Source organism: Pseudomonas sp. S2_B07 (assembly GCF_054668435.1).
Genome location: NZ_CP162769.1, coordinates 4,045,994 through 4,065,038 on the forward strand (window position 1 = coordinate 4,045,994; position 19,045 = coordinate 4,065,038).

The 19,045-nt window shown below is 60.3% G+C and carries 18 protein-coding genes and 1 riboswitch; of the genes, 10 read left to right on the forward strand and 8 right to left on the reverse strand.

The genetic code is table 11. The annotated features are described in order from the left end of the window. The first annotated feature begins 29 nt into the window (after positions 1-29). Positions 30-446 carry a malonate transporter subunit MadL gene (madL, locus tag AB4N43_RS18615; RefSeq protein WP_027926586.1) on the forward strand — a complete coding sequence of 139 codons (417 nt, stop codon included), beginning with the start codon at positions 30-32 and terminating at the stop codon, positions 444-446. A 1-nt stretch (position 447) separates the two neighbouring features. Continuing rightward, positions 448-1,212: a malonate transporter subunit MadM gene (gene madM, locus AB4N43_RS18620; RefSeq protein WP_027926587.1), complete on the forward strand. Its 765-nt coding sequence runs from the start codon at positions 448-450 to the stop codon at positions 1,210-1,212. A 113-nt stretch (positions 1,213-1,325) separates the two neighbouring features. Here the strand turns inward: madM and AB4N43_RS18625 are convergent, their stop codons facing one another. Further along, positions 1,326-2,240, reverse strand: coding sequence for a LysR family transcriptional regulator (locus AB4N43_RS18625; protein ID WP_027926588.1), 915 nt, complete (start codon positions 2,238-2,240; stop codon positions 1,326-1,328). A 152-nt stretch (positions 2,241-2,392) separates the two neighbouring features. On the opposite strand from AB4N43_RS18625, the gene trhA reads away from it, so the two are divergent. Continuing rightward, complete coding sequence (gene trhA, locus AB4N43_RS18630) at positions 2,393-3,010, forward strand: PAQR family membrane homeostasis protein TrhA (protein ID WP_027926589.1); 618 nt, start codon at positions 2,393-2,395, stop codon at positions 3,008-3,010. Between the two features lie 44 nt (positions 3,011-3,054). Here the strand turns inward: trhA and AB4N43_RS18635 are convergent, their stop codons facing one another. Then, entirely contained in the window at positions 3,055-3,972 is a 918-nt protein-coding gene (locus tag AB4N43_RS18635) for a LysR family transcriptional regulator (protein ID WP_027926590.1), read from the reverse strand. A gap of 109 nt (positions 3,973-4,081) precedes the next feature. Between AB4N43_RS18635 and AB4N43_RS18640 the strand changes: the two genes are divergently transcribed. The 3 genes from AB4N43_RS18640 to AB4N43_RS18650 are packed head-to-tail and all read left to right on the forward strand — an operon-like array spanning position 4,082 to position 6,641. Continuing rightward, entirely contained in the window at positions 4,082-5,323 is a 1,242-nt protein-coding gene (locus AB4N43_RS18640; RefSeq protein ID WP_027926591.1) for a D-amino acid dehydrogenase, read from the forward strand. A gap of 27 nt (positions 5,324-5,350) precedes the next feature. Continuing rightward, the gene (locus tag AB4N43_RS18645) at positions 5,351-5,701 is read left to right on the forward strand and encodes a RidA family protein (protein WP_059182026.1); all 351 of its coding nucleotides are present in this window, start codon (positions 5,351-5,353) and stop codon (positions 5,699-5,701) included. 37 nt (positions 5,702-5,738) lie between these two features. Next, entirely contained in the window at positions 5,739-6,641 is a 903-nt protein-coding gene (locus tag AB4N43_RS18650; protein WP_460151794.1) for a transporter substrate-binding domain-containing protein, read from the forward strand. Positions 6,642-6,744: 103 nt separating this feature from the next. On the opposite strand, the gene AB4N43_RS18655 is transcribed toward AB4N43_RS18650, so the two are convergent. Further along, complete coding sequence (locus AB4N43_RS18655) at positions 6,745-7,464, reverse strand: 16S rRNA (uracil(1498)-N(3))-methyltransferase (protein WP_027926594.1); 720 nt, start codon at positions 7,462-7,464, stop codon at positions 6,745-6,747. Between the two features lie 129 nt (positions 7,465-7,593). Continuing rightward, the gene (locus tag AB4N43_RS18660) at positions 7,594-9,000 is read right to left on the reverse strand and encodes an adenosylmethionine--8-amino-7-oxononanoate transaminase (RefSeq protein WP_059182028.1); all 1,407 of its coding nucleotides are present in this window, start codon (positions 8,998-9,000) and stop codon (positions 7,594-7,596) included. A 223-nt stretch (positions 9,001-9,223) separates the two neighbouring features. Here AB4N43_RS18660 and AB4N43_RS18665 point away from each other — a divergent pair, with 223 nt between their 5' ends. The 3 genes from AB4N43_RS18665 to AB4N43_RS18675 all read left to right on the forward strand — a co-directional run bounded on the left by AB4N43_RS18665 (position 9,224) and on the right by AB4N43_RS18675 (position 12,405). Continuing rightward, positions 9,224-10,966, forward strand: a complete 1,743-nt coding sequence (locus AB4N43_RS18665; RefSeq protein WP_027926596.1) for a flavin monoamine oxidase family protein — start codon at positions 9,224-9,226, stop codon at positions 10,964-10,966. A gap of 262 nt (positions 10,967-11,228) precedes the next feature. Further along, positions 11,229-11,780 carry a cytochrome b gene (locus tag AB4N43_RS18670; protein ID WP_027926597.1) on the forward strand — a complete coding sequence of 184 codons (552 nt, stop codon included), beginning with the start codon at positions 11,229-11,231 and terminating at the stop codon, positions 11,778-11,780. Positions 11,781-11,811: 31 nt separating this feature from the next. Continuing rightward, positions 11,812-12,405, forward strand: a complete 594-nt coding sequence (locus AB4N43_RS18675) for a YceI family protein (RefSeq protein WP_027926598.1) — start codon at positions 11,812-11,814, stop codon at positions 12,403-12,405. 250 nt (positions 12,406-12,655) lie between these two features. On the opposite strand, the gene AB4N43_RS18680 is transcribed toward AB4N43_RS18675, so the two are convergent. The 4 genes from AB4N43_RS18680 to ahcY form a co-directional block, all read right to left on the reverse strand. Then, on the reverse strand, positions 12,656-14,533 hold the full coding sequence (locus AB4N43_RS18680; protein ID WP_027926599.1) for a DEAD/DEAH box helicase: 1,878 nt from the start codon (positions 14,531-14,533) through the stop codon (positions 12,656-12,658). Between the two features lie 223 nt (positions 14,534-14,756). Then, positions 14,757-15,572, reverse strand: coding sequence for a substrate-binding periplasmic protein (locus AB4N43_RS18685; RefSeq protein WP_027926600.1), 816 nt, complete (start codon positions 15,570-15,572; stop codon positions 14,757-14,759). Positions 15,573-15,696: 124 nt separating this feature from the next. Then, entirely contained in the window at positions 15,697-16,542 is an 846-nt protein-coding gene (gene metF, locus AB4N43_RS18690; protein ID WP_027926601.1) for a methylenetetrahydrofolate reductase [NAD(P)H], read from the reverse strand. 191 nt (positions 16,543-16,733) lie between these two features. Continuing rightward, entirely contained in the window at positions 16,734-18,143 is a 1,410-nt protein-coding gene (ahcY, locus tag AB4N43_RS18695) for an adenosylhomocysteinase (protein ID WP_027926602.1), read from the reverse strand. Between the two features lie 23 nt (positions 18,144-18,166). Beyond that, positions 18,167-18,269: riboswitch (S-adenosyl-L-homocysteine riboswitch) on the reverse strand. Between the two features lie 189 nt (positions 18,270-18,458). On the opposite strand from ahcY, the gene AB4N43_RS18700 reads away from it, so the two are divergent. Further along, positions 18,459-18,863 (forward strand): acyl-CoA thioesterase, encoded by a 405-nt coding sequence (locus AB4N43_RS18700; RefSeq protein WP_027926603.1) that lies wholly within the window; start codon positions 18,459-18,461, stop codon positions 18,861-18,863. Positions 18,864-19,045 lie beyond the last annotated feature (182 nt).

Genomic DNA, 19,045 nt, shown 5'->3' on the forward strand with positions numbered 1-19,045 from the left:
TTCGACGATGCACTTTGAGGACTACAACAATGATTATTTACGGTGTGGCGCTGTTGGCGATCTGTACGCTGGCAGGGGTGATCATGGGCGATGCGCTTGGCGTGTTGCTGGGCGTCAAATCCAACGTCGGCGGGGTCGGGATCGCGATGATCCTGCTGATTTGCGCGCGGTTGTGGATGCAAAAACGCGGCGGCATGACCAAGGATTGCGAGATGGGCGTCGGCTTCTGGGGCGCCATGTACATTCCGGTGGTGGTCGCAATGGCCGCGCAACAGAACGTCGTCACCGCACTGCACGGCGGCCCGGTGGCGGTGCTCGCGGCGATTGGTTCAGTGGTGATCTGCGGCTGCACGATTGCCTTGATCAGCCGGACCCACAAAGGCGAACCCTTGCCCGATGAACCGGTGGAAGTCACCCCGGTCGGCACACCGGTAGGAGGTCGCTGATATGTGGGAACTCATTGATAAAGGCTTGACCGCTAATGGCCTGGTCACCGCGTTCGCGTTCGTTGGCGTGATCATGTGGGTGTCGGTGGTGTTGTCCAAGCGCCTGACCTACGGGCGGATTCACGGCTCGGCGATTGCCATCGTCATTGGCCTGGTATTGGCCTGGGTCGGCGGCACCATGACTGGCGGGCAGAAAGGCCTGGCGGACCTGACATTATTCTCGGGCATCGGTTTGATGGGCGGCGCGATGCTGCGGGACTTTGCCATCGTTGCCACGGCATTCGAAGTGCAAGCCACGGAAGCGAAAAAGGCCGGGCTGATTGGCGTGATCGCGTTGCTGCTGGGCACGATCCTGCCGTTCATTGTCGGCGCGAGCATGGCCTGGGCGTTTGGTTACCGCGATGCGATCAGCATGACCACGATTGGCGCGGGCGCGGTGACGTACATCGTCGGGCCGGTGACCGGGGCGGCGATTGGTGCCAGTTCCGATGTGGTGGCGCTGTCGATTGCCACCGGGTTGATCAAGGCGATTCTGGTGATGGTCGGCACGCCAATGGCGGCGCGCTGGATGGGCCTGGATAACCCGCGTTCGGCGATGGTGTTCGGCGGGTTGGCCGGGACGGTCAGCGGCGTGACTGCCGGGCTGGCGGCGACGGATCGGCGATTGGTGCCTTATGGCGCGTTGACGGCGACGTTTCACACCGGGCTTGGGTGCTTGCTGGGGCCTTCGCTGCTGTACTTCATTGTTCGCGGGATTGTGGGCTAGACCGCGGGATCCTGGCTGACTGTACCGACGTCATCGCGGGCAAGCCACGCTCCCACAGGGACAGCGCAGTTCCTGTGGGAGCGTGGCTTGCCCGCGATGCAGGCGACGCGGTCTTAAGCCTGGCGATTGGCGTACATCCGGCACTCAGCCAGCAGCGCCAGCAAATTCGGATCACGCTCTTTGGCCTTCAGGAACACCACGCCAATGTGCTGCTGCAACCGATAGCGCTCCTGCAACGGAATCAGCTTCACCCGGTTCTCATACACCGCCGCAATCCTTCCTGGCAGTAAGGCATAACCCACCCCTGAGCTGACCATGCTCAGCAGGGTGAAGATGTCGTTGACTTGCATCGCCACCTTCGGCTCGAACCCCGCCTGCTTGAACACCCGATTACCGTCCTGGTGCGTGGCAAAGCCTTGGGTCAGGGTAATGAACGTCTCGTCGCGCACTTCAGCCAGGTCGACCTCCGTGCGTTGGGCAAACTTCGAATCCGCTGGCGTCGCAAGAAAGATGTCGTCGGAAAACAGCGGGATCTGCTCGCAGTCCGGGTCGTTGACGCTCTCGTCCAGCGACACCAGGATCGCGTCGACTTCCATGTTCTTGAGCTTGTACAGCAAGTCGAAATTGGAACCGAGGATCAGGTCGATGTTGAGTTCGCTGCGGCGGATCTTCAGGCCCATGATCAACTGCGGCACGGTCTTCACCGTCAGTGAATACAGTGAGCCCAGCTTGAAGCGTTCCGCAGAAAAACCGGCGGCTTCGCGGGTCAGACGCACGGTTTCGACCACGTCCTGAATCAGCTTCTGCGCCCGTTCTTCAAGTACGTAAGCGCTCTCCAGCGGTGTGAGGTTGCGGCCCTCATGTTTGAACAACGGGCAACGCAAGGCGCTTTCCAGGGAGTGGATGGCGCGGTGCACGCTGACGTTGCTGGTCTGCAACTCGGCGGCGGCGCGGGCCAGGTTGCCGGTGCGCATGAAGGCCAGGAACACCTCGAGTTTTTTCAGGGTCAATTCTTCGTCGATCAGCATGGCCCGGACTCTTATTCGAATGGCTCGATTGTGCACGCATGCGACCTTTTGTAGCAGCCGCCGAGTGAAACGAGGCTGCGTTTTTTTTTAGATCAAAAGGTCACTGAGGTAGTCTTGCGCGATGTTGCAACGAATGTTGAGGTGAGCGACGCATGTATCACGGGGAACGATTGAACGCCTGGACGCATTTGGTCGGGGCGGTGGCGGCAATGGTCGGGGTGGTGTGGATGCTGGTGATCGCCAGCATGGACGGCAGCCCATGGAAGATCGTCAGCGTGGCGATTTACGGTTTCACCTTGATGGTGTTGTACAGCGCCTCGACCGTTTACCACAGCGTGCGCGGGCGCAAGAAAGCGATCATGCAGAAGGTGGATCACTTTTCGATCTATCTGCTGATTGCCGGCAGCTACACGCCGTTCTGCCTGGTGACCCTGCGCGGGCCGTGGGGCTGGACGCTGTTCGGGATTGTCTGGGGACTGGCACTGATCGGCATCCTGCAAGAGATCAAGCCGCGTTCGGAAGCGCGGATTCTGTCGATTGTGATTTACGCGGTGATGGGCTGGATCGTGCTGGTCGCGGTCAAACCGCTACTGGCGGCGTTGGGCACTGCGGGGTTTGCGTGGCTGGCGGCGGGCGGGATTTTGTACACCGTGGGGATTATCTTTTTCGCCCTCGATCATCGGCTGCGCCACGCCCACGGAATCTGGCATTTGTTCGTGATTGCCGGGAGCTTGCTGCACTTCGTGGCAATTTTCTTCTACGTCCTTTAAACCACCCCAATCCCCTGTAGGAGTGAGCGGGCTCACTCCTACATTTAAGGTTGCGCAGGGATCAAGCGATCCAGTTGTTCCTGGGCCCTGCGACTGAACACCTGCAACAAGTCATTCAACGTGTGGGGCGGCGGTTCGGTGGCGCGGGTTACCGCGTACAGCGTGATGGGCAGCGGCGGGGTCAACGGGCGAATCGCCGTCGCGGCGGGGGAGGCGCCGAGGGCCGTGAACGGGTCGATCACCGCCAGCCCAGCGCCGGATTCCACCATCGCCCGGGCCAGTGAATAGGTCTGCACCGCGATGCGCACCCGAGGCGGAGGCTCCACCGCTTCGAGGTAACTGTCGAGTCGGGCGGCCAACGGGTCGGCGCTGGACAAACCAATCAGCGGGGCATCTGCCAGCGCCATCAACGGCAACGGTGTGCCAACCTCTGCCGCCGACCAGTAACCGGTAGGCGCCAGCGCCACCAGCACGCCGGACGCCAGCGCCTGGGCCTTGAGCCCAGGATGATCCGGGCGTTGCAGGGTCAGGGCGACATCCACTTCACGCATCAGCAGGTTCTGCACCAGTTCGCGGCTATGGGCGCTGGACAGTTCGCAAGCAATGTCCGGGTAGCGCTCGGTCCACTCGTGAATGGCCGGCGGCAGCAATGACAGGGCTAGCGCCGGAGTGGCGCCAATGCGCAGGCTATGGCCGGGCTCGCGGCGCAAGCTCTGGGCCAGGCGCCGCACCCCTTGCAGGCTTTCGGTGACCTTGTCGACTTCACGCTCCAGTTCCAGCGCTTCCGGCGTTGCCTGCAATTTGCCGCGCACTCGCAGGAACAATGGAAAACCCAATTGCTGTTCGGCGTGCTGTAACACCTTGGTCACCGCCGGCTGGGAGACGTGGAGCAATTGCGCGGCCGCACTGATCGAACCGGTCTGGCGAATGGCCTGGAATATCTCGATATGACGAAGACGCATGGCAAGTCCATAACCTTTGTTTATGGGTTCGGCATCTTTATTCATTGTTCGCCGCCTGTCACCTGGCTCTAACCTCGGCCTCGCCTTCACAACGGTTTTAGGGACGGACATGGTTCAGCGTGTGTGCATCATCGGCGGTGGCGTGATTGGCCTGGCAACGGCGTATGCGCTGGTGCGCGACGGCATTGAGGTGACGGTGGTCGAGGCCCGGAATTCGCTGGGCAGCGAAACCAGTTTCGCCAACGGCGGCCAGTTGTCCTATCGCTACGTGGCGCCACTGGCGGACGCCGGTGTGCCGTTGCAGGCCATTGGCTGGATGTTGCGCGGCGACTCGCCGTTGAAGCTGCGTCCGCGTCTCGATCCGGTGCAATGGCGCTGGATGGCGTCGTTCCTCGCCGCGTGCCGCCGCTCGGTCAACCGTGAAAACGCCGCGCACCTGCTGCGCCTGGCGCTGTTCAGCCAGAGCACACTGAAAGCCTGGCGCGAAGTCGATGGGCTGAACGATTTCCAATGGCGGCGCAATGGCAAACTGGTGACCTTCCGCAACCCGGCCAGCTTCGGGAAAGCGCGCCAAGGCCTGGCCGATCCGCAGCAACAGCAGGTGTTGTCTGCCGCCGAGTGCATGCGGCTGGAACCAGCGCTGGCGGGTGCGCCTTTTGTCGGCGCGATCTATACGCCGGACGAAGAGGTCGGCGATTGCCATGGTTTTTGCCAGCAACTGGTGGCGCGACTGAAGGCGTCCGGCCGTTGTGAATTTCGCCTCGGCCACGCGGTAACCGCGATTCAACACAGCAATGGCACGGTCACCGGCATTGAGTTGGGCGCAGAGGCATTGCCCGTCGAGCAACTGGTGATCGCCGCCGGCCATCGCAGTCCGTTGCTGGCGCTGCCCCGTCTGCGGCTGCCGCTCTATCCCCTGAAGGGTTACAGCCTGACGCTGCCGATTGGTGTCGAACACCGGGCGCCTGAGCTGAGCATCACCGACTACGACCGCAAGATCGTGTACGCGCGCATCGGCGAGCAATTGCGCGTGGCGGCGATGGTCGACATTGTCGGCTTCGACCCGGCCGTCGATCCAGAGCGCTTGAACCTGATCAAGCGCCAGGCCCGCGACACGTTTCCGAATGCCGGCGATTACGACGCCGCCGTGGAGTGGGCCGGCATGCGTCCGGCGACCCCCAGCGGTGTGCCGCTGCTGGGCGCTACGGCCTACCGCAATCTGTGGCTGAACCTCGGTCATGGTGCGCTGGGTTTTACCCTGGCCTGTGGCAGTGGCCAGTTGCTCAGTGAGTTGATCAGTCAGCGCCAGACGTCCATTGACCTGCTGGGTTTCAGCCACCCTGGCGCTTGAATTTCCCTCTTGGAAAAGGACCCCGTCATGACCATTAAACGTTTTCACAGCAACCCACGCCTGTCAGGCGCCGTGACCTTCGGCGATCTGGTGTTTCTCTCCGGTCAGGTGCCGGGCGATGCCCTGGATGCGGGCGGTCAGACCCGGGAAGTGCTGGCGAAAATCGACGCTCTGCTGGCCGAGGCCGGCAGCGACAAAGATCATGTGCTCAGCGCGACGATTTATCTGAAAGACATCAATGCCGATTTCGCGGCAATGAATGAAGTCTGGTCAGCCTGGCTGTCACCGGGGCAAGCGCCGAGCCGCACCACGGTGCAGGCCGATCTGGCGCGGCCGCAGGTGCTGGTGGAAATCACCGTCACCGCCGCCCGCATCTGAACCCATCAGGACCCAATACCCACAACGGAGAATAACAATGCAAAAAATCACGTTGCTCGGCTGCACCCTCGGGCTGTTACTGGGCGGTCAGGTTCACGCCAATGAAGCGCCGCTGACCGGCACACTGGACAAGGTTGCCAATGCCAAGAGCATCACGCTGGGCTACCGCGATGCGTCGGTGCCGTTTTCCTACGTGGGTGATCACACGGGTCAGCCGATGGGTTATTCCGTGGATCTGGCGAGCAAGATAGTCGAGCGCATCCGTCAGCAATTGAAGCTGCCTGAGCTGAAAGTGAAATACACCCTGGTGACCTCGCAGACGCGGATTCCACTGGTGCAGAACGGCACCGTCGACCTCGAATGCGGCTCCACTGGAGTAACCGCCGAACGACAGAAGCAAGTGGCGTTTTCCTACGGCTTCATCTACGTCAAAGGCCAGTTGCTGACCGCCAGGGACAGCGGGATCAAGAGCTTCGCCGATCTGCGTGGCAAGAACGTGGTGACCACCGCCGGCACCACCAACGAACGCTTTCTGAAGAGCTACAACGTCGACAACAAGATCGACATGTTCGTGATCAGCGCCAAGGACCACGGCGAAGCGTTCCAGATGCTGCAGTCAGGTCGGGCGGCGGCGTTCTACATGGATGACGCACTGCTCTATGGCGAACGCGCCAAGGCGCATGACCCGCATAAATGGGTGGTGGTCGGGGAGGAGCAATCGCGGGAAATCTACAGCTGCATGGTGCGCAAGGATGATCCGCAATTCCTTGCCCTGGTGAATGGCGCGTTGGCCGATCTGTACAGCTCGGGCGAGATCAACGGCATCTACCAGCGCTGGTTTGAACAGCCGATCCCGCCGAAAGGGTTGAACCTTGAGTTCTCGATGACCAGCGAACTCAAGGCCATCATCGCCCACCCGGTGAGCGATCCGGTTCAGTAGCCGCCAGATCGGTCGCTAGACTGTGTCGCGGCCATTCGCGAGCAGGCTCGCTCCCACCTTGGAATGCATTTCCTGTGGGAGCGAGCCTGCTCGCGAAAGGGCCCTAGAAGTCACCCCATAATTGCTGGGCAACCGCCAACGCCACCACCGGCGCAGTCTCTGTGCGCAGCACGCGCGGGCCGAGGCGGGCGGCGTGGAAACCGGCGGCTTTGGCCTGCTCGACTTCAGCGTCGCAGAGCCCGCCTTCCGGGCCGATCAGGAATGCCAGGCTTGAAGGTTTGGCGTGACTGACCAACGGCTCGGCCACCGGGTGCAGCACCAACTTCAGCTCGGCTTCAGTCTGCTTCAACCAATCCGCCAATAGCAGCGGCGGATGAATCACCGGTACCCGCGAACGCCCGCATTGTTCACAGGCGCTGATCGCCACTTGGCGCCAATGCATCAGGCGTTTGTCGGCGCGCTCGTCCTTGAGGCGAACTTCGCAGCGGTCGCTGAAGATCGGGGTGATTTCGGTGACGCCCAGTTCGGTGGCTTTCTGAATCGCCCAATCCATGCGCTCGCCACGGGACAGGCCCTGACCGAGATGGATCGCCAGCGGCGACTCGACTTGCCCGGCAAAGCTTTCATCGATCTGCACCACGACACGCTTCTTCCCAACCTCCACCAGCGTGGCGCGAAACTCGTGGCCCGAGCCGTCGAACAGCTGCAACGCATCGCCCTCGGCCATGCGCAGCACGCGGCTGATGTAATGGGCCTGGGCTTCGGGCAACTCGTGTTCGCCGGTGCTCAGGGGGGCGTCGATAAAGAAGCGGGACAGTCTCATGCGGGTTCTCTTTAATTTGATCGTTCCCACGCTCTGCGTGGGAATGCCTCATCGGACGCTCCGCGTCCGCTTTTGGGATGCGGAGCGTCCCCGGCTGCATTCCCACGCAGAGCGTGGGGACGAGCAGTGCTAGCCCGGATCACGGAAACCGGGGTGGAAGTCCTTCGGCACCGCCACGCTGACGCTGTTACGCGTCGCGATGTCGATCCCTTCGCTGGCCACTTCGGCCAGAAAGTCGATCTGCTCCGGCGTGATCACGTACGGCGGCAGGAAATACACCACGCTGCCCAACGGACGAAGTAAAGCACCCCGGTCCAGTGCGTGCTGGAACACCTTCAAGCCGCGACGTTCCTGCCACGGATAGGCTTCCTTGGTGGCCTTGTCCTTGACCATCTCGATGGCCAGCACCATGCCGGTCTGGCGTACTTCCGAGACGTTCGGATGGTCAGCCAGGTGCGCAGTAGAGGACGCCATGCGCTCGGCCAGGGCCTTGTTGTTCTCGATGACGTTGTCTTCTTCGAAGATATCCAGTGTTGCCAATGCCGCCGCGCACGCCAGCGGGTTGCCGGTGTAGCTGTGCGAATGCAGGAAGGCGCGCAGGGTCGGGTAGTCGTCGTAGAAGGCGCTGTAGACGTCTTCGGTCGTCACACAAGCCGCCAGCGGCAGGTAACCGCCGGTCAGGGCCTTGGACAGGCAGAGGAAGTCCGGGCGGATGCCGGCCTGTTCGCAGGCGAACATCGTGCCGGTGCGGCCGAAGCCGACGGCGATTTCGTCGTGGATAAGGTGCACGCCATAACGGTCGCAGGCATCGCGCAGCAGTTTGAGGTACACCGGGTGGTACATGCGCATGCCGCCAGCACCCTGGATCAGCGGCTCGACGATGACTGCCGCGACAGTGTCATGATGCTCTGCCAGGGTCTGTTCCATGGCCGCGAACATGTTGCGCGAATGTTCTTCCCAGCTCATGCCATCCGGGCGCAGGTAGCAATCCGGGCTCGGCACCTTGATGGTGTCCAGCAGCAGGGCCTTGTAGGTTTCGGTGAACAGCGGCACGTCGCCGACCGACATCGCCGCCATGGTTTCGCCGTGGTAGCTGTTGGTCAGGGTGACAAAGCGCTTCTTGTTCGGCTGGCCGCGGTTGAGCCAGTAGTGAAAGCTCATTTTCAGCGCGACTTCGATGCAGGATGAACCGTTATCGGCGTAGAAGCACCGGGTCAAGCCTTCCGGGGTCATCTTCACCAGGCGCTCGGACAGCTCGATCACCGGCTGGTGGCTGAAACCGGCGAGGATCACGTGCTCCAGCTGATCGACCTGGTCCTTGATGCGCTGGTTGATGCGCGGGTTGGCATGGCCAAACACGTTGACCCACCAGGAGCTGACAGCGTCGAGGTAGCGCTTGCCTTCGAAGTCTTCCAGCCACACGCCTTCACCACGCTTGATCGGGATCAGCGGCAGTTGTTCGTGATCTTTCATCTGGGTGCAGGGATGCCATAACACCGCGAGATCGCGTTCCATCCACTGTTTATTCAGGCCCATTTTATGTCTCCTCGAGGCTACCCGTGACGTAGGCGGGTAAACAATCGCGCAAGCCTATGCAATGCGTCGCGCCGGGACAACCCATTGTGACGATTGAGCTACTTTGTATGGGGCGATAGACGTTGCTGGCGGGCGTCTGAAGCCTGACGTATCCTTCGCGGTTCCTGGAGTCGCCTGACTCGTAAAAACTGCTATTTCCTCATGTATTTCCGGAGTTCGCTGAATGTCTGTCGGTTGGCTGCGCGCCTGTGCGCTGGTGATGTTGGGGCTGTTCAGCGTGTCTGCGCTGGCCAAGGATAAAACCGCGATCGTGATCGGCGGCGGGCTGTCTGGCCTGACGGCGGCTTACGAGCTGCAGAACAAAGGCTGGCAGGTCACCCTGCTGGAAGCCAAACCGAGCCTGGGCGGTCGCTCCGGCATGGCCACCAGTGAGTGGATCGGCAACGACAAGACCCAGCCGGTGCTGAACAAATACGTATCGACCTTCAAGCTGAGCACTGCGCCGGCCCCGGAATTCGTGCGTACCCCAAGTTATCTGATCGACGGTGAGTACTTCTCCGCGGCAGATCTGGCGACCAAGCAACCGGCCACCGCCGACGCGCTCAAGCGCTTCGAAAAAACCCAGGATGATCTGGCGCGCTCGATTGACGATCCGCAGAACCCGCTCGCCACCAGCACTTTGCAAACGCTGGATCAGATCAACGTATCCAACTGGCTCGACAAGCAGAACCTGCCTGCCACTGCGCGTCAGCTGATCAACCAGCAGATTCGTACCCGCTACGACGAACCTTCGCGCCTGTCGCTGCTGTATTACGCGCAGCAAAGCCGTGTTTACCGTGGCACATCCGATCGTGACCTGCGTGCTTCGCGACTGGTGGGCGGCAGTACAGTGCTGGCCCAGGCGTTTGTTAAACAGCTGAAAACCATCAAGACCAACTCCCCGGTCTCGTCGATTACCCAGGACAAGGACGGCGTGACCGTCAAAGTCGGCTCGGTCGGTTATCAGGCAGACTACGTAGTGTTGGCGGTGCCGCTGCGCGCACTGAACAAGATCCAGATGATCCCGTCGCTGGATGCCCAGCACATGGGCGCTATCAAAGGCACCAACTACGGTTGGCGCGACCAGATCATGCTGAAGTTCAAGACGCCGGTATGGGAACCCAAGGCGCGCATGTCCGGCGAGATTTTCAGCAACACCGGCCTCGGCATGTTGTGGATCGAGCCGGCGTTGAAGGGTGGCGCCAATGTGGTGATCAACCTGTCCGGCGACAATGCTCGTGTGATGCAGGCGTTCGGCGACAAGCAGATGGTCGATCAGGTGCTGATTCGCCTGCACGCCTTTTATCCACAGGCGCGCGGTTCGTTCACCGGTTATGAAATCCGCCGCTATAGCACCGATCCTTCGATGGGCGGCGCCTACCTGGCCTTCGGCCCGGGCCAGATCAGCAAGTACTGGCGCCTGTGGGAACGCCCGATCCAGCGCGTAGCCTTTGCTGGCGAACACACCGATACCTTGTACCCAGGCACCCTGGAAGGCGCATTGCGCACCGGCCAGCGTGCGGCCAGTCAGGTAGAAGACCTGGCGGCGGGCAAGTCGTTTGAACCGGCGAAAGTGGTGCCGGCAGCAGCGGCCGGTGCAGTGGCGGCGAAGAAAGGTAACTTCTTCAGCAACCTGTTCGGTGGTTCGGATGACGACAAGAAGGCAGAGCCGGTCAAGGCTCCTGCGCCTTACACGCCACCGGCGCCGGATCCAGCCCCGGTTGTTGCACCAGCGCCGGTCGAAGCACCGAAGCCTGCAACACCAGTGAAAGCCGAGCCTGCCAAAAAGGCACCGGCTAAAAAGCCTGCCGCCAAAACCGATACCAAAAAGGCTCCAGCCAAGGCCCCGGTGAAGAAAACCGAACCGGCGAAAAAACCAGCCGCCAAGCCGGCTGCAACCCCGGCAACGGAGACCAAGGCGCAGTAAGCGTCTGGACTAAAAAACGCGGCAGAGATGCCGCGTTTTTTTATGCCTGAAGAAAAGCCGGTACTAAGAATCGAATAAAACCGGGGGCGAGGGTGTTCTTTAGTTGGGCTTCATCTTTTCTTACGCATGGGTCTTTAATCTTTCCTTAACACGCCTATTTCAAGCTCTTGATCGTATTTCTCGATATTTCAAAGCGAAATTTTCCGCTTTAATTCGATAGATAACTCGATAGTCTTGGGCCAGCACTTACAGGGACTCGGCAATGCAACTACGAAACTCTACCTCTCGCTACGGCTGGGTCAGCATCTTCATGCACTGGGGCGTAGCGCTGGCAGTGTTCGGTTTGTTCGGTCTGGGTCTGTGGATGGTCGGTCTCGGCTACTACGACCCTTGGCGCAAGGCAGGACCTGACCTGCACAAGAGCATCGGTCTGATCCTGCTGGCTGTCATGGTGTTACGCGTGGTGTGGCGCTTTATCAGCCCACCGCCGCCAACGCTGACCAGCTACAGCCGCATGACGCGTCTTGGCGCCAAGTTCGGGCATGCTTTTCTGTATCTCTGTTTGTTCGCTGTGATGATTGCCGGTTACCTGATTTCCACCGCAGAGGGTGTCGGGATTCCGGTGTTTGACTGGTTTGAAGTGCCTGCACTGGTTTCCGGGCTACCGGACCAGGCAGATAACGCAGGTGCGATTCATCTCTACCTGGCATGGGCATTGGTAATTTTTTCCGGTCTCCATGCGTTGGCAGCATTGAAGCACCACTTTATCGACCGTGATGTGACCCTGAAACGAATGCTGGGTCGCAAAGCCTGACGTTCAACTTAGCCCTCAAGGAATACAAGACATGTTGAAAAAGACTCTCGCCGCTCTGGCAATCGGTTCTGCCCTGTTGTCCGCCAACGTAATGGCTGCTGACTACGTCGTCGACAAAACTGGCCAGCACGCCTTCGTCGACTTCAAGATCAGCCACCTGGGTTACAGCTACATCACCGGTACTTTCAAGGACATCGACGGCAAGTTCAGCTTTGATGCTGCCAAGCCAGAAGACAGCAAGATCGAGTTCAACGTGAACACGGCGAGCGTTTTCACCAACAATGCTGAGCGTGACAAGCACATCTCCAGCAAAGACTTCCTGAAAGTGGCTGATTTCCCTAAAGCCACCTTCGTGTCCACCAGCGTTAAAACCACCGGCAAAAACGCCGACGGTAAAGTCACTGCCGACGTGGCCGGCGACCTGACCATTGCGGGTGTCACCAAACCAGTTGTGGTCAAGGCCACTTTCCTGGGTGAAGGCAAGGATCCATGGGGCGGCTACCGTGCCGGCTTCGAAGGCACCACCAGCATCAAGCGTTCTGATTTCGGCAAGATGATGGACCTGGGTCCACAGTCCGACGCGGTTGATCTGTACGTCACCTTTGAAGGTGTGAAAGCGAAGTAATTTTCGCCGCAGACATAAGAACGCCCCCGACCTCACGGTCGGGGGCGTTTTTTATTGCCCACCAAAACCTGTTCAGACAATGCGAAACATTGTGGGAGCGGGCTTGCCCGCGATTACGGTGGATCAGGCAACATAGGTGTTGGCTGGACTGACGCCATCGCGGGCAAGCCCGCTCTCACAGGGTTTTTCATCAGGCTAAAAAAATGCCCCGGATCGTGAGATCAGGGGCATTTTTCATTGCGGCGATAACTTAGCGATTGCGGGTCAGCAACGCTGGTTTTTCGCCACGCGGACGGCCTGGCAGTTGATCAAGTTGCTCGGGAGTCGGGAAACGATCAGTTTTCGACTCTTTGTGAATGATCTTCGGCGCTGGACCGCGCGGGTTTTGCACGGCCGGTTCCGAACGCGGCTGATCGTCACGGGCCGGGCGACGGTTGCGGCCTTCTTCGCGACGGGCCTGACCGTCACGTGGAGCGCCACTGCGTGGACCGCTGCGCTTGGCCGGCGGCGTGCCGGTGGTGGCGCCGTCGCTGCTGCGCGGACCGCTTTGGCGACCCTGAGGCTTGCCGCCGGTGCGCGGAGCACCTGCACCAGCCGTCGTGCCTTGTGCCGGAGCACCCGGACGGCGACCACGGCCCTGAGCCGGTTTGGCTTGAGGGACGTAATCAACGCGGTTACCGAAGTTATCGATATCGTCGTCCAGGAACTCGTCTGGAGCACGGTCAGCCGCGGCAGCGCGTGGCGCCGGACGCTGTTGCTCGCGCGCCGGAGTGCCTTCGCGTGGCTTGTGTTCACGGGCCGGGCGATCGCCACGGCCAGTGGCGGCAGGTTTTTCCTTGCCGCCCTTGTCCTTGCCTTTGTCCTTGCGACCGCCACCACCACCGGTGCCGTTCGGGCCGTCGCCACGCGGGCCACGTGGGTTGCGCGGGTTACGCACATCCGGACGCTCGCGAACTTCAGGTTTCTCGGCTTCTACGGCGCTGGAGTCGAAGCCCATCAGGTTGCCGTCGGCAATCTTCTGCTTGGTCATGCGTTCGATGCTTTTCAGCAGCTTCTCTTCGTCCGGAGCGACCAGCGAGATCGCCTCGCCCGAACGACCGGCACGGCCAGTACGGCCGATACGGTGCACGTAGTCTTCGTCGACGTTCGGCAGTTCGAAGTTGACCACGTGTGGCAACTGGTCGATGTCCAGGCCGCGAGCGGCGATGTCGGTGGCGACCAGGATGCGCACTTCACCGGCCTTGAAGTCGGCCAGGGCTTTGGTGCGGGCGTTCTGGCTCTTGTTGCCGTGGATCGCAACGGCGCTGAGGCCATGTTTGTCCAGGTACTCGGCCAGGCGGTTGGCGCCGTGCTTGGTGCGGGTGAACACCAGCACCTGTTCCCAGGCGCCTGCGGTGATCAGGTGGGCCAGCAGCGAACGCTTGTGGTTGGCTGGCAGGCGGAATACGCGCTGTTCGATACGCTCGACCGTGGTGTTCGGCGGCGTGACTTCGATGCGTTCCGGGTTGTGCAGCAGCTTGCCGGCGAGGTCGGTGATGTCCTTGGAGAACGTCGCCGAGAACAGCAGGTTCTGCCGTTTGGCCGGCAGGCGGGCCAGGACCTTTTTCACGTCATGGACAAAGCCCATGTCGAGCATGCGGTCGGCTTCGTCCAGCACGAGGATTTCCACGTGGGACAAATCGACGCTGCCTTGGCCGGCGAGGTCGAGCAGGCGGCCAGGGCAGGCCACCAGCACGTCAACACCACGGGACATGGCCTGAACCTGCGGGTTCATGCCGACGCCGCCGAAGATGCAGGCGCTGACGAACTTCAGGTCACGGGCATAGACCTTGAAGCTCTCGTGGACTTGAGCCGCGAGTTCGCGAGTAGGGGTCAGGACCAGGACGCGCGGTTGGCGCGGGCCGTGACGCTGGGATTTGTCCGGGTGACCGTTAGGGAACAGCCGTTCCAGGATCGGAAGGGCGAAGCCACCGGTTTTACCAGTACCTGTCTGAGCCGCAACCATCAGGTCGCGACCTTGCAACACGGCGGGAATGGCCCGCTGTTGCACCGGAGTAGGCTCGGTATAGCCCGCTGCCTCGATGGCGCGGACTAAAGCCTCGGAGAGACCGAGGGAAGCAAAGGACATGAGTAATCCTGTTTTAGTTAGGGCTTGGCCCAATGGGAGTCTTGCCTGGCGCGAATGGCGTTTAAGAGGAACGCAATCCCGTCCGGTCCTGCTGGGCCTTGAAAGCTCGTCTGGAGCGCTCGCGCGGGCTGAAAAGCTGCGCTGTAGCGGGATCGAGATGCCTTGAACAAGTCCGAGCGTCCGGGCGTGAGCCTGGCGGGAAGGCCGGAGTATAACAGAGCAATCACTGCGCGCCGCTTTCCTGCTGCTCAACGGTTTTTATGGTGGCCGAAGTGGCGGTGGTGGCTTTCACATCGGGGCCAGGATCGGTGCCATAACGGGCGCTCAACTCCGCGTAGGCGGGCTCGCGTTTGAAACGCTTGAGTTCGGCACCGAAACGCTGCACCAGCAGGTCCATGCCGGCATTTTTGCGTACTGCCAGAAACTGGCTCTGGTGGCTGATAACGGTCGGGTTTTCAGTGATGCTGCCGCGGATACCCAATTCATCGAGCAAATGCTGGCCAACCCGGCGATCAGTGATTAACAGGTCGATCCGTCCACGTACCAGCTTGCCGAAGTTGGCTTCATGGGTCGGCGCCGGCTCGCGGATGAACAGCGTTGAGTCGCTGAAATCCTTGCTATAGAGATAGCCCGGCGAGGTGCCGATGGTCAGGCCTTTCAGGTCGTCGAGGGTACGAAACGGATGGGGCCGGTCATTGGCGTAGAACATCACGAATTCGACTTCCGAGAGCGGTTCCCCGGGGTAGAGCAGCGTCGCGTCACGCTCATCGCTGTGGAAAATGTCCAGCGCGCCGTCTGCCTGACCGGTTTCGAGCATCGACAGGCAGCGTTTCCACGGCAGGAACTGCCAGTCCACTTCGATCCCCAGGCGTTTAAAGACGATGGCGGTGGTTTCGTAATCCAGTCCCAGGGCTTTGCCGTCTTCCTCGTAGACGTAAGGCGCCCACGGTTCGGTGACAATGCGCAGCTTCTCGCCCCGGGCGGCGAAGCTCAGGCAAGTAAAAAGCAGCACGGTCAGACATCGCGAAATCAGGGGCATGGCTTGAGATTACGACGAGAAATCATAAAGAGCCAGAAACTGGATCCAGAAGCTCTGGCGCAAGGCATCTTCCATAAAAAAGGCCCTGGATTTCGCCAGAGCCTTTTCGGGGTTTTGCACTGTTTCAGCGCGGCAACTTCAGGTTGTTCCACACCGCCAGACTCGCTTCAGCCTGATTCAGTGTGTAGAAGTGCAGGCCCGGTGCACCACCTTGCAGCAGGCGTTCGCACATTTCGGTGATGACTTGCTCACCAAAGCCTTGAATGCTTTGGGTGTCGTCGCCGTAGGCTTCCAGCTGTTTACGGATCCAGCGCGGGATTTCTGCGCCACAGGCGTCAGAGAAGCGCGCCAGTTTGCTGTAGTTGGTGATCGGCATGATCCCCGGCACGATCGGGATGTTCACGCCCGCTGCCCGTACACGCTCGACGAAGTAGAAGTAGCTGTCGGCGTTGAAGAAGTACTGGGTGATCGCGCTATTCGCGCCAGCGTTGGCCTTGCGCACGAAGTTGGCGATATCGTCTTCGAAATTGCGCGCTTGCGGGTGCATTTCCGGGTAAGCGGCGACTTCGATGTGGAAATGATCGCCGGTCTCTTCACGAATGAATTCGACCAGGTCATTGGCGTGGCGCATTTCGCCGCTGGCCATGCCCATGCCCGAAGGCAGGTCACCGCGCAGGGCAACGATACGCTTGATGCCGGCTGCTTTGTATTGAGCCAGCAGGCCGCGCAAGTCGTCCTTGCTGTCGCCGACGCAAGACAGGTGCGGTGCGGCAGGGACTTTGACTTCGCTTTCGAGCTGCAACACGGTGTTGAGGGTGCGATCACGGGTCGAACCGCCAGCGCCATAGGTGCAGGAGAAGAAATCGGGGTTATACGTGGCCAGCTGACGAGCAGTGGCAAGCAGCTTTTCATGCCCAGCGTCGGTCTTCGTAGGGAAGAACTCGAAGCTGTAGCGACGGTCTTGGGACATGGAGGGCACCTCCAGCTACAAGCTGCAAGCTGTGAGCTGCAAGAGAAGCGGAGGTGCGCTGATCTCTTGTGCCTGGAGCCTGCTGCCTGAAACTGTTTTGGAATAGGGGCAGAGCTCTCTAGCTTCGCGCGGCAAGTTCGGCTTTTGACCTTGCTTGCCGCTTGAAGCTTAAAGCTCGCAGCTGCTGTTTCTTAGTAGCGGTAAGCGTGCGGCTTGAACGGACCTTCGACGGTCACGCCGATGTAGTCGGCCTGGGTCTTGGTCAGTTGAGTCACAACGCCGCCGAAACCGCGGACCATTTCCAGGGCCACTTCTTCGTCGAGTTTCTTCGGCAGTACTTCAACCGTCAGGCGCTCGGCTTTCTGGGCTGGCGACAGGTCGGCGTACTTCTGGCCGAACAGGAAGATCTGCGCCAGCACCTGGTTGGCGAACGAACCGTCCATGATGCGGCTCGGGTGACCGGTAGCGTTACCCAGGTTAACCAGACGGCCTTCGGCCAGCAGGATCAGGTAGTCATCGTTCTGAGCGTCGAAAGCGCCCGGGCCGGTGCGGTGGATTTTGTGAACCTGTGGCTTCACTTCTTCCCACGCCCAGTTTTTGCGCATGAAAGCGGTGTCGATTTCGTTGTCGAAGTGACCGATGTTGCAGACAACAGCACGCTTCTTCAGGGCTTTGAGCATGTTCGAGTCGCAAACATTGACGTTACCGGTGGTGGTCACGATCAGGTCGATCTTGCCCAGCAGCGCTTTGTCGATGCTTGCTTCGGTGCCGTCGTTGATGCCGTCGATGAACGGCGAAACCAGCTCGTAGCCATCCATGCAGGCTTGCATGGCGCAGATCGGGTCAACTTCGGAGACTTTAACGATCATGCCTTCCTGACGCAGGGACTGAGCGGAGCCCTTGCCCACGTCACCGTAACCGATGACCAGCGCTTGCTTGCCGGATAGCAGGTGGTCGGTACCGCGCTTGATCGCGTCGTTCAGACTGTGACGGCAGCCGTACTTGTTGTCGTTCTTGGACTTGGTTACCGAGTCGTTGACGTTGATGGCCGGGATTTTCAGCTCGCCCTTGGCCAGCATGTCCAGCAGGCGGTGAACGCCGGTGGTGGTTTCTTCGGTCACGCCGTGGACGCGGTCCAGAACCTGTGGGTACTTGTCGTGCAGCAGTTGAGTCAGGTCGCCGCCGTCGTCGAGGATCATGTTGGCATCCCAAGGCGCGCCATCTTTGAGGATGGTTTGCTCCAGGCACCACTCGTACTCTTCTTCAGTCTCGCCTTTCCAGGCGAAAACCGGGATACCGGCAGCAGCGATAGCGGCAGCGGCCTGGTCTTGAGTCGAGAAAATGTTGCAGGACGACCAACGTACTTCGGCACCCAGGGCAACCAGGGTTTCGATCAGCACGGCAGTCTGAATGGTCATGTGGATGCAGCCGAGGATTTTCGCGCCTTTGAGTGGCTGCTCACCGACGTATTTACGGCGCAGACCCATCAGGGCAGGCATTTCGGATTCGGCGATGATGGTTTCGCGACGGCCCCAGGCAGCCAGGGACATGTCGGCCACTTTGTAATCGTTAAAATCTGCAGGCGTGATAACAGCGCTCATGATGAGCCTCCATTCGTAATGTATGCGAATGGGCGCCGTTGTGCGTTTAGTGTCTGGTCGATAACGACCAAGCAACGCCCCATCCGAGCCTGACAGGTCGAACCTGCTGCAGCGCCCCTCGGACAGGTGGCGGGAAAACGGCAGTCGCCGTTCTAAATCGGTGGCGATTATAGCTTTCTTTGTCCGGCTAGTGGCAAGTGACAAGCTACAAGCGGCAAGTAACAGCGAATCTGCTTTTACTTGCAGCTTGTCGCTTAAAACTTGAAGCTGGGGGCAGAACCCTAGCGCTCAAACGCCTCGAACCCGGAGCCCCCTATGAATTTCCACACCCGCAAATGGGTTAAACCTGAAGACCTCAACCCCAACGGCACGCTGTTTGGCGGCAGCCTGTTGCGCTGGATCGACGAAGAAGCGGCGATCTATGCCATCGTTCAGCTGGGCAACCAGCGCGTCGTCACCAAGTACATTTCCGAAATCAATTTTGTCAGCGCCTCTCGCCAGGGCGACATCATCGAGCTGGGCATTACCGCCACCGAGTTCGGTCGCACCTCCATCACGCTGACCTGCGAAGTGCGCAACAAAATCACTCGCAAAAGCATCCTGACAGTAGAGAGGATGGTGTTCGTCAATCTGGGCGAAGACGGCTTGCCTGCACCGCACGGGCGTACCGAGATCAAGTACGTCAAAGATCAGTTTCAGGATGATGTGGCGAGCGAGTAATGCGAGCCCTGTAGGAGCCGAGCTTGCTCGCGATCGATTCACGTCGGTTTCGGCGGTGATGCGAATGACGCCATCGCGAGCAAGCTCGGCTCCTGCGGAAATGGCTTCGTTTATTCGAACACTGAACAGCGCCGAATCGCGCGTGTCGTACCTACATGACACGCCACCGGTTCAGGAACGCT

Excerpts from the sequence above, each read along its gene's own strand:
- AB4N43_RS18625 (WP_027926588.1), bottom strand. The coding sequence starts at position 2,240 with ATGCTGATCGACGAAGAATTGACCCTGAAAAAACTCGAGGTGTTCCTG.
- AB4N43_RS18660 (WP_059182028.1), bottom strand. The coding sequence starts at position 9,000 with ATGGGCCTGAATAAACAGTGGATGGAACGCGATCTCGCGGTGTTATGG.
- AB4N43_RS18680 (WP_027926599.1), bottom strand. The coding sequence starts at position 14,533 with ATGTCCTTTGCTTCCCTCGGTCTCTCCGAGGCTTTAGTCCGCGCCATC.
- AB4N43_RS18650 (WP_460151794.1), top strand. The coding sequence starts at position 5,739 with ATGCAAAAAATCACGTTGCTCGGCTGCACCCTCGGGCTGTTACTGGGC.
- AB4N43_RS18640 (WP_027926591.1), top strand. The coding sequence starts at position 4,082 with ATGGTTCAGCGTGTGTGCATCATCGGCGGTGGCGTGATTGGCCTGGCA.
- trhA (WP_027926589.1), top strand. The coding sequence starts at position 2,393 with ATGTATCACGGGGAACGATTGAACGCCTGGACGCATTTGGTCGGGGCG.
- AB4N43_RS18665 (WP_027926596.1), top strand. The coding sequence starts at position 9,224 with ATGTCTGTCGGTTGGCTGCGCGCCTGTGCGCTGGTGATGTTGGGGCTG.
- AB4N43_RS18655 (WP_027926594.1), bottom strand. The coding sequence starts at position 7,464 with ATGAGACTGTCCCGCTTCTTTATCGACGCCCCCCTGAGCACCGGCGAA.
- AB4N43_RS18670 (WP_027926597.1), top strand. The coding sequence starts at position 11,229 with ATGCAACTACGAAACTCTACCTCTCGCTACGGCTGGGTCAGCATCTTC.
- AB4N43_RS18700 (WP_027926603.1), top strand. The coding sequence starts at position 18,459 with ATGAATTTCCACACCCGCAAATGGGTTAAACCTGAAGACCTCAACCCC.
- madL (WP_027926586.1), top strand. The coding sequence starts at position 30 with ATGATTATTTACGGTGTGGCGCTGTTGGCGATCTGTACGCTGGCAGGG.
- madM (WP_027926587.1), top strand. The coding sequence starts at position 448 with ATGTGGGAACTCATTGATAAAGGCTTGACCGCTAATGGCCTGGTCACC.
- AB4N43_RS18635 (WP_027926590.1), bottom strand. The coding sequence starts at position 3,972 with ATGCGTCTTCGTCATATCGAGATATTCCAGGCCATTCGCCAGACCGGT.
- AB4N43_RS18675 (WP_027926598.1), top strand. The coding sequence starts at position 11,812 with ATGTTGAAAAAGACTCTCGCCGCTCTGGCAATCGGTTCTGCCCTGTTG.
- metF (WP_027926601.1), bottom strand. The coding sequence starts at position 16,542 with ATGTCCCAAGACCGTCGCTACAGCTTCGAGTTCTTCCCTACGAAGACC.
- AB4N43_RS18645 (WP_059182026.1), top strand. The coding sequence starts at position 5,351 with ATGACCATTAAACGTTTTCACAGCAACCCACGCCTGTCAGGCGCCGTG.
- AB4N43_RS18685 (WP_027926600.1), bottom strand. The coding sequence starts at position 15,572 with ATGCCCCTGATTTCGCGATGTCTGACCGTGCTGCTTTTTACTTGCCTG.
- ahcY (WP_027926602.1), bottom strand. The coding sequence starts at position 18,143 with ATGAGCGCTGTTATCACGCCTGCAGATTTTAACGATTACAAAGTGGCC.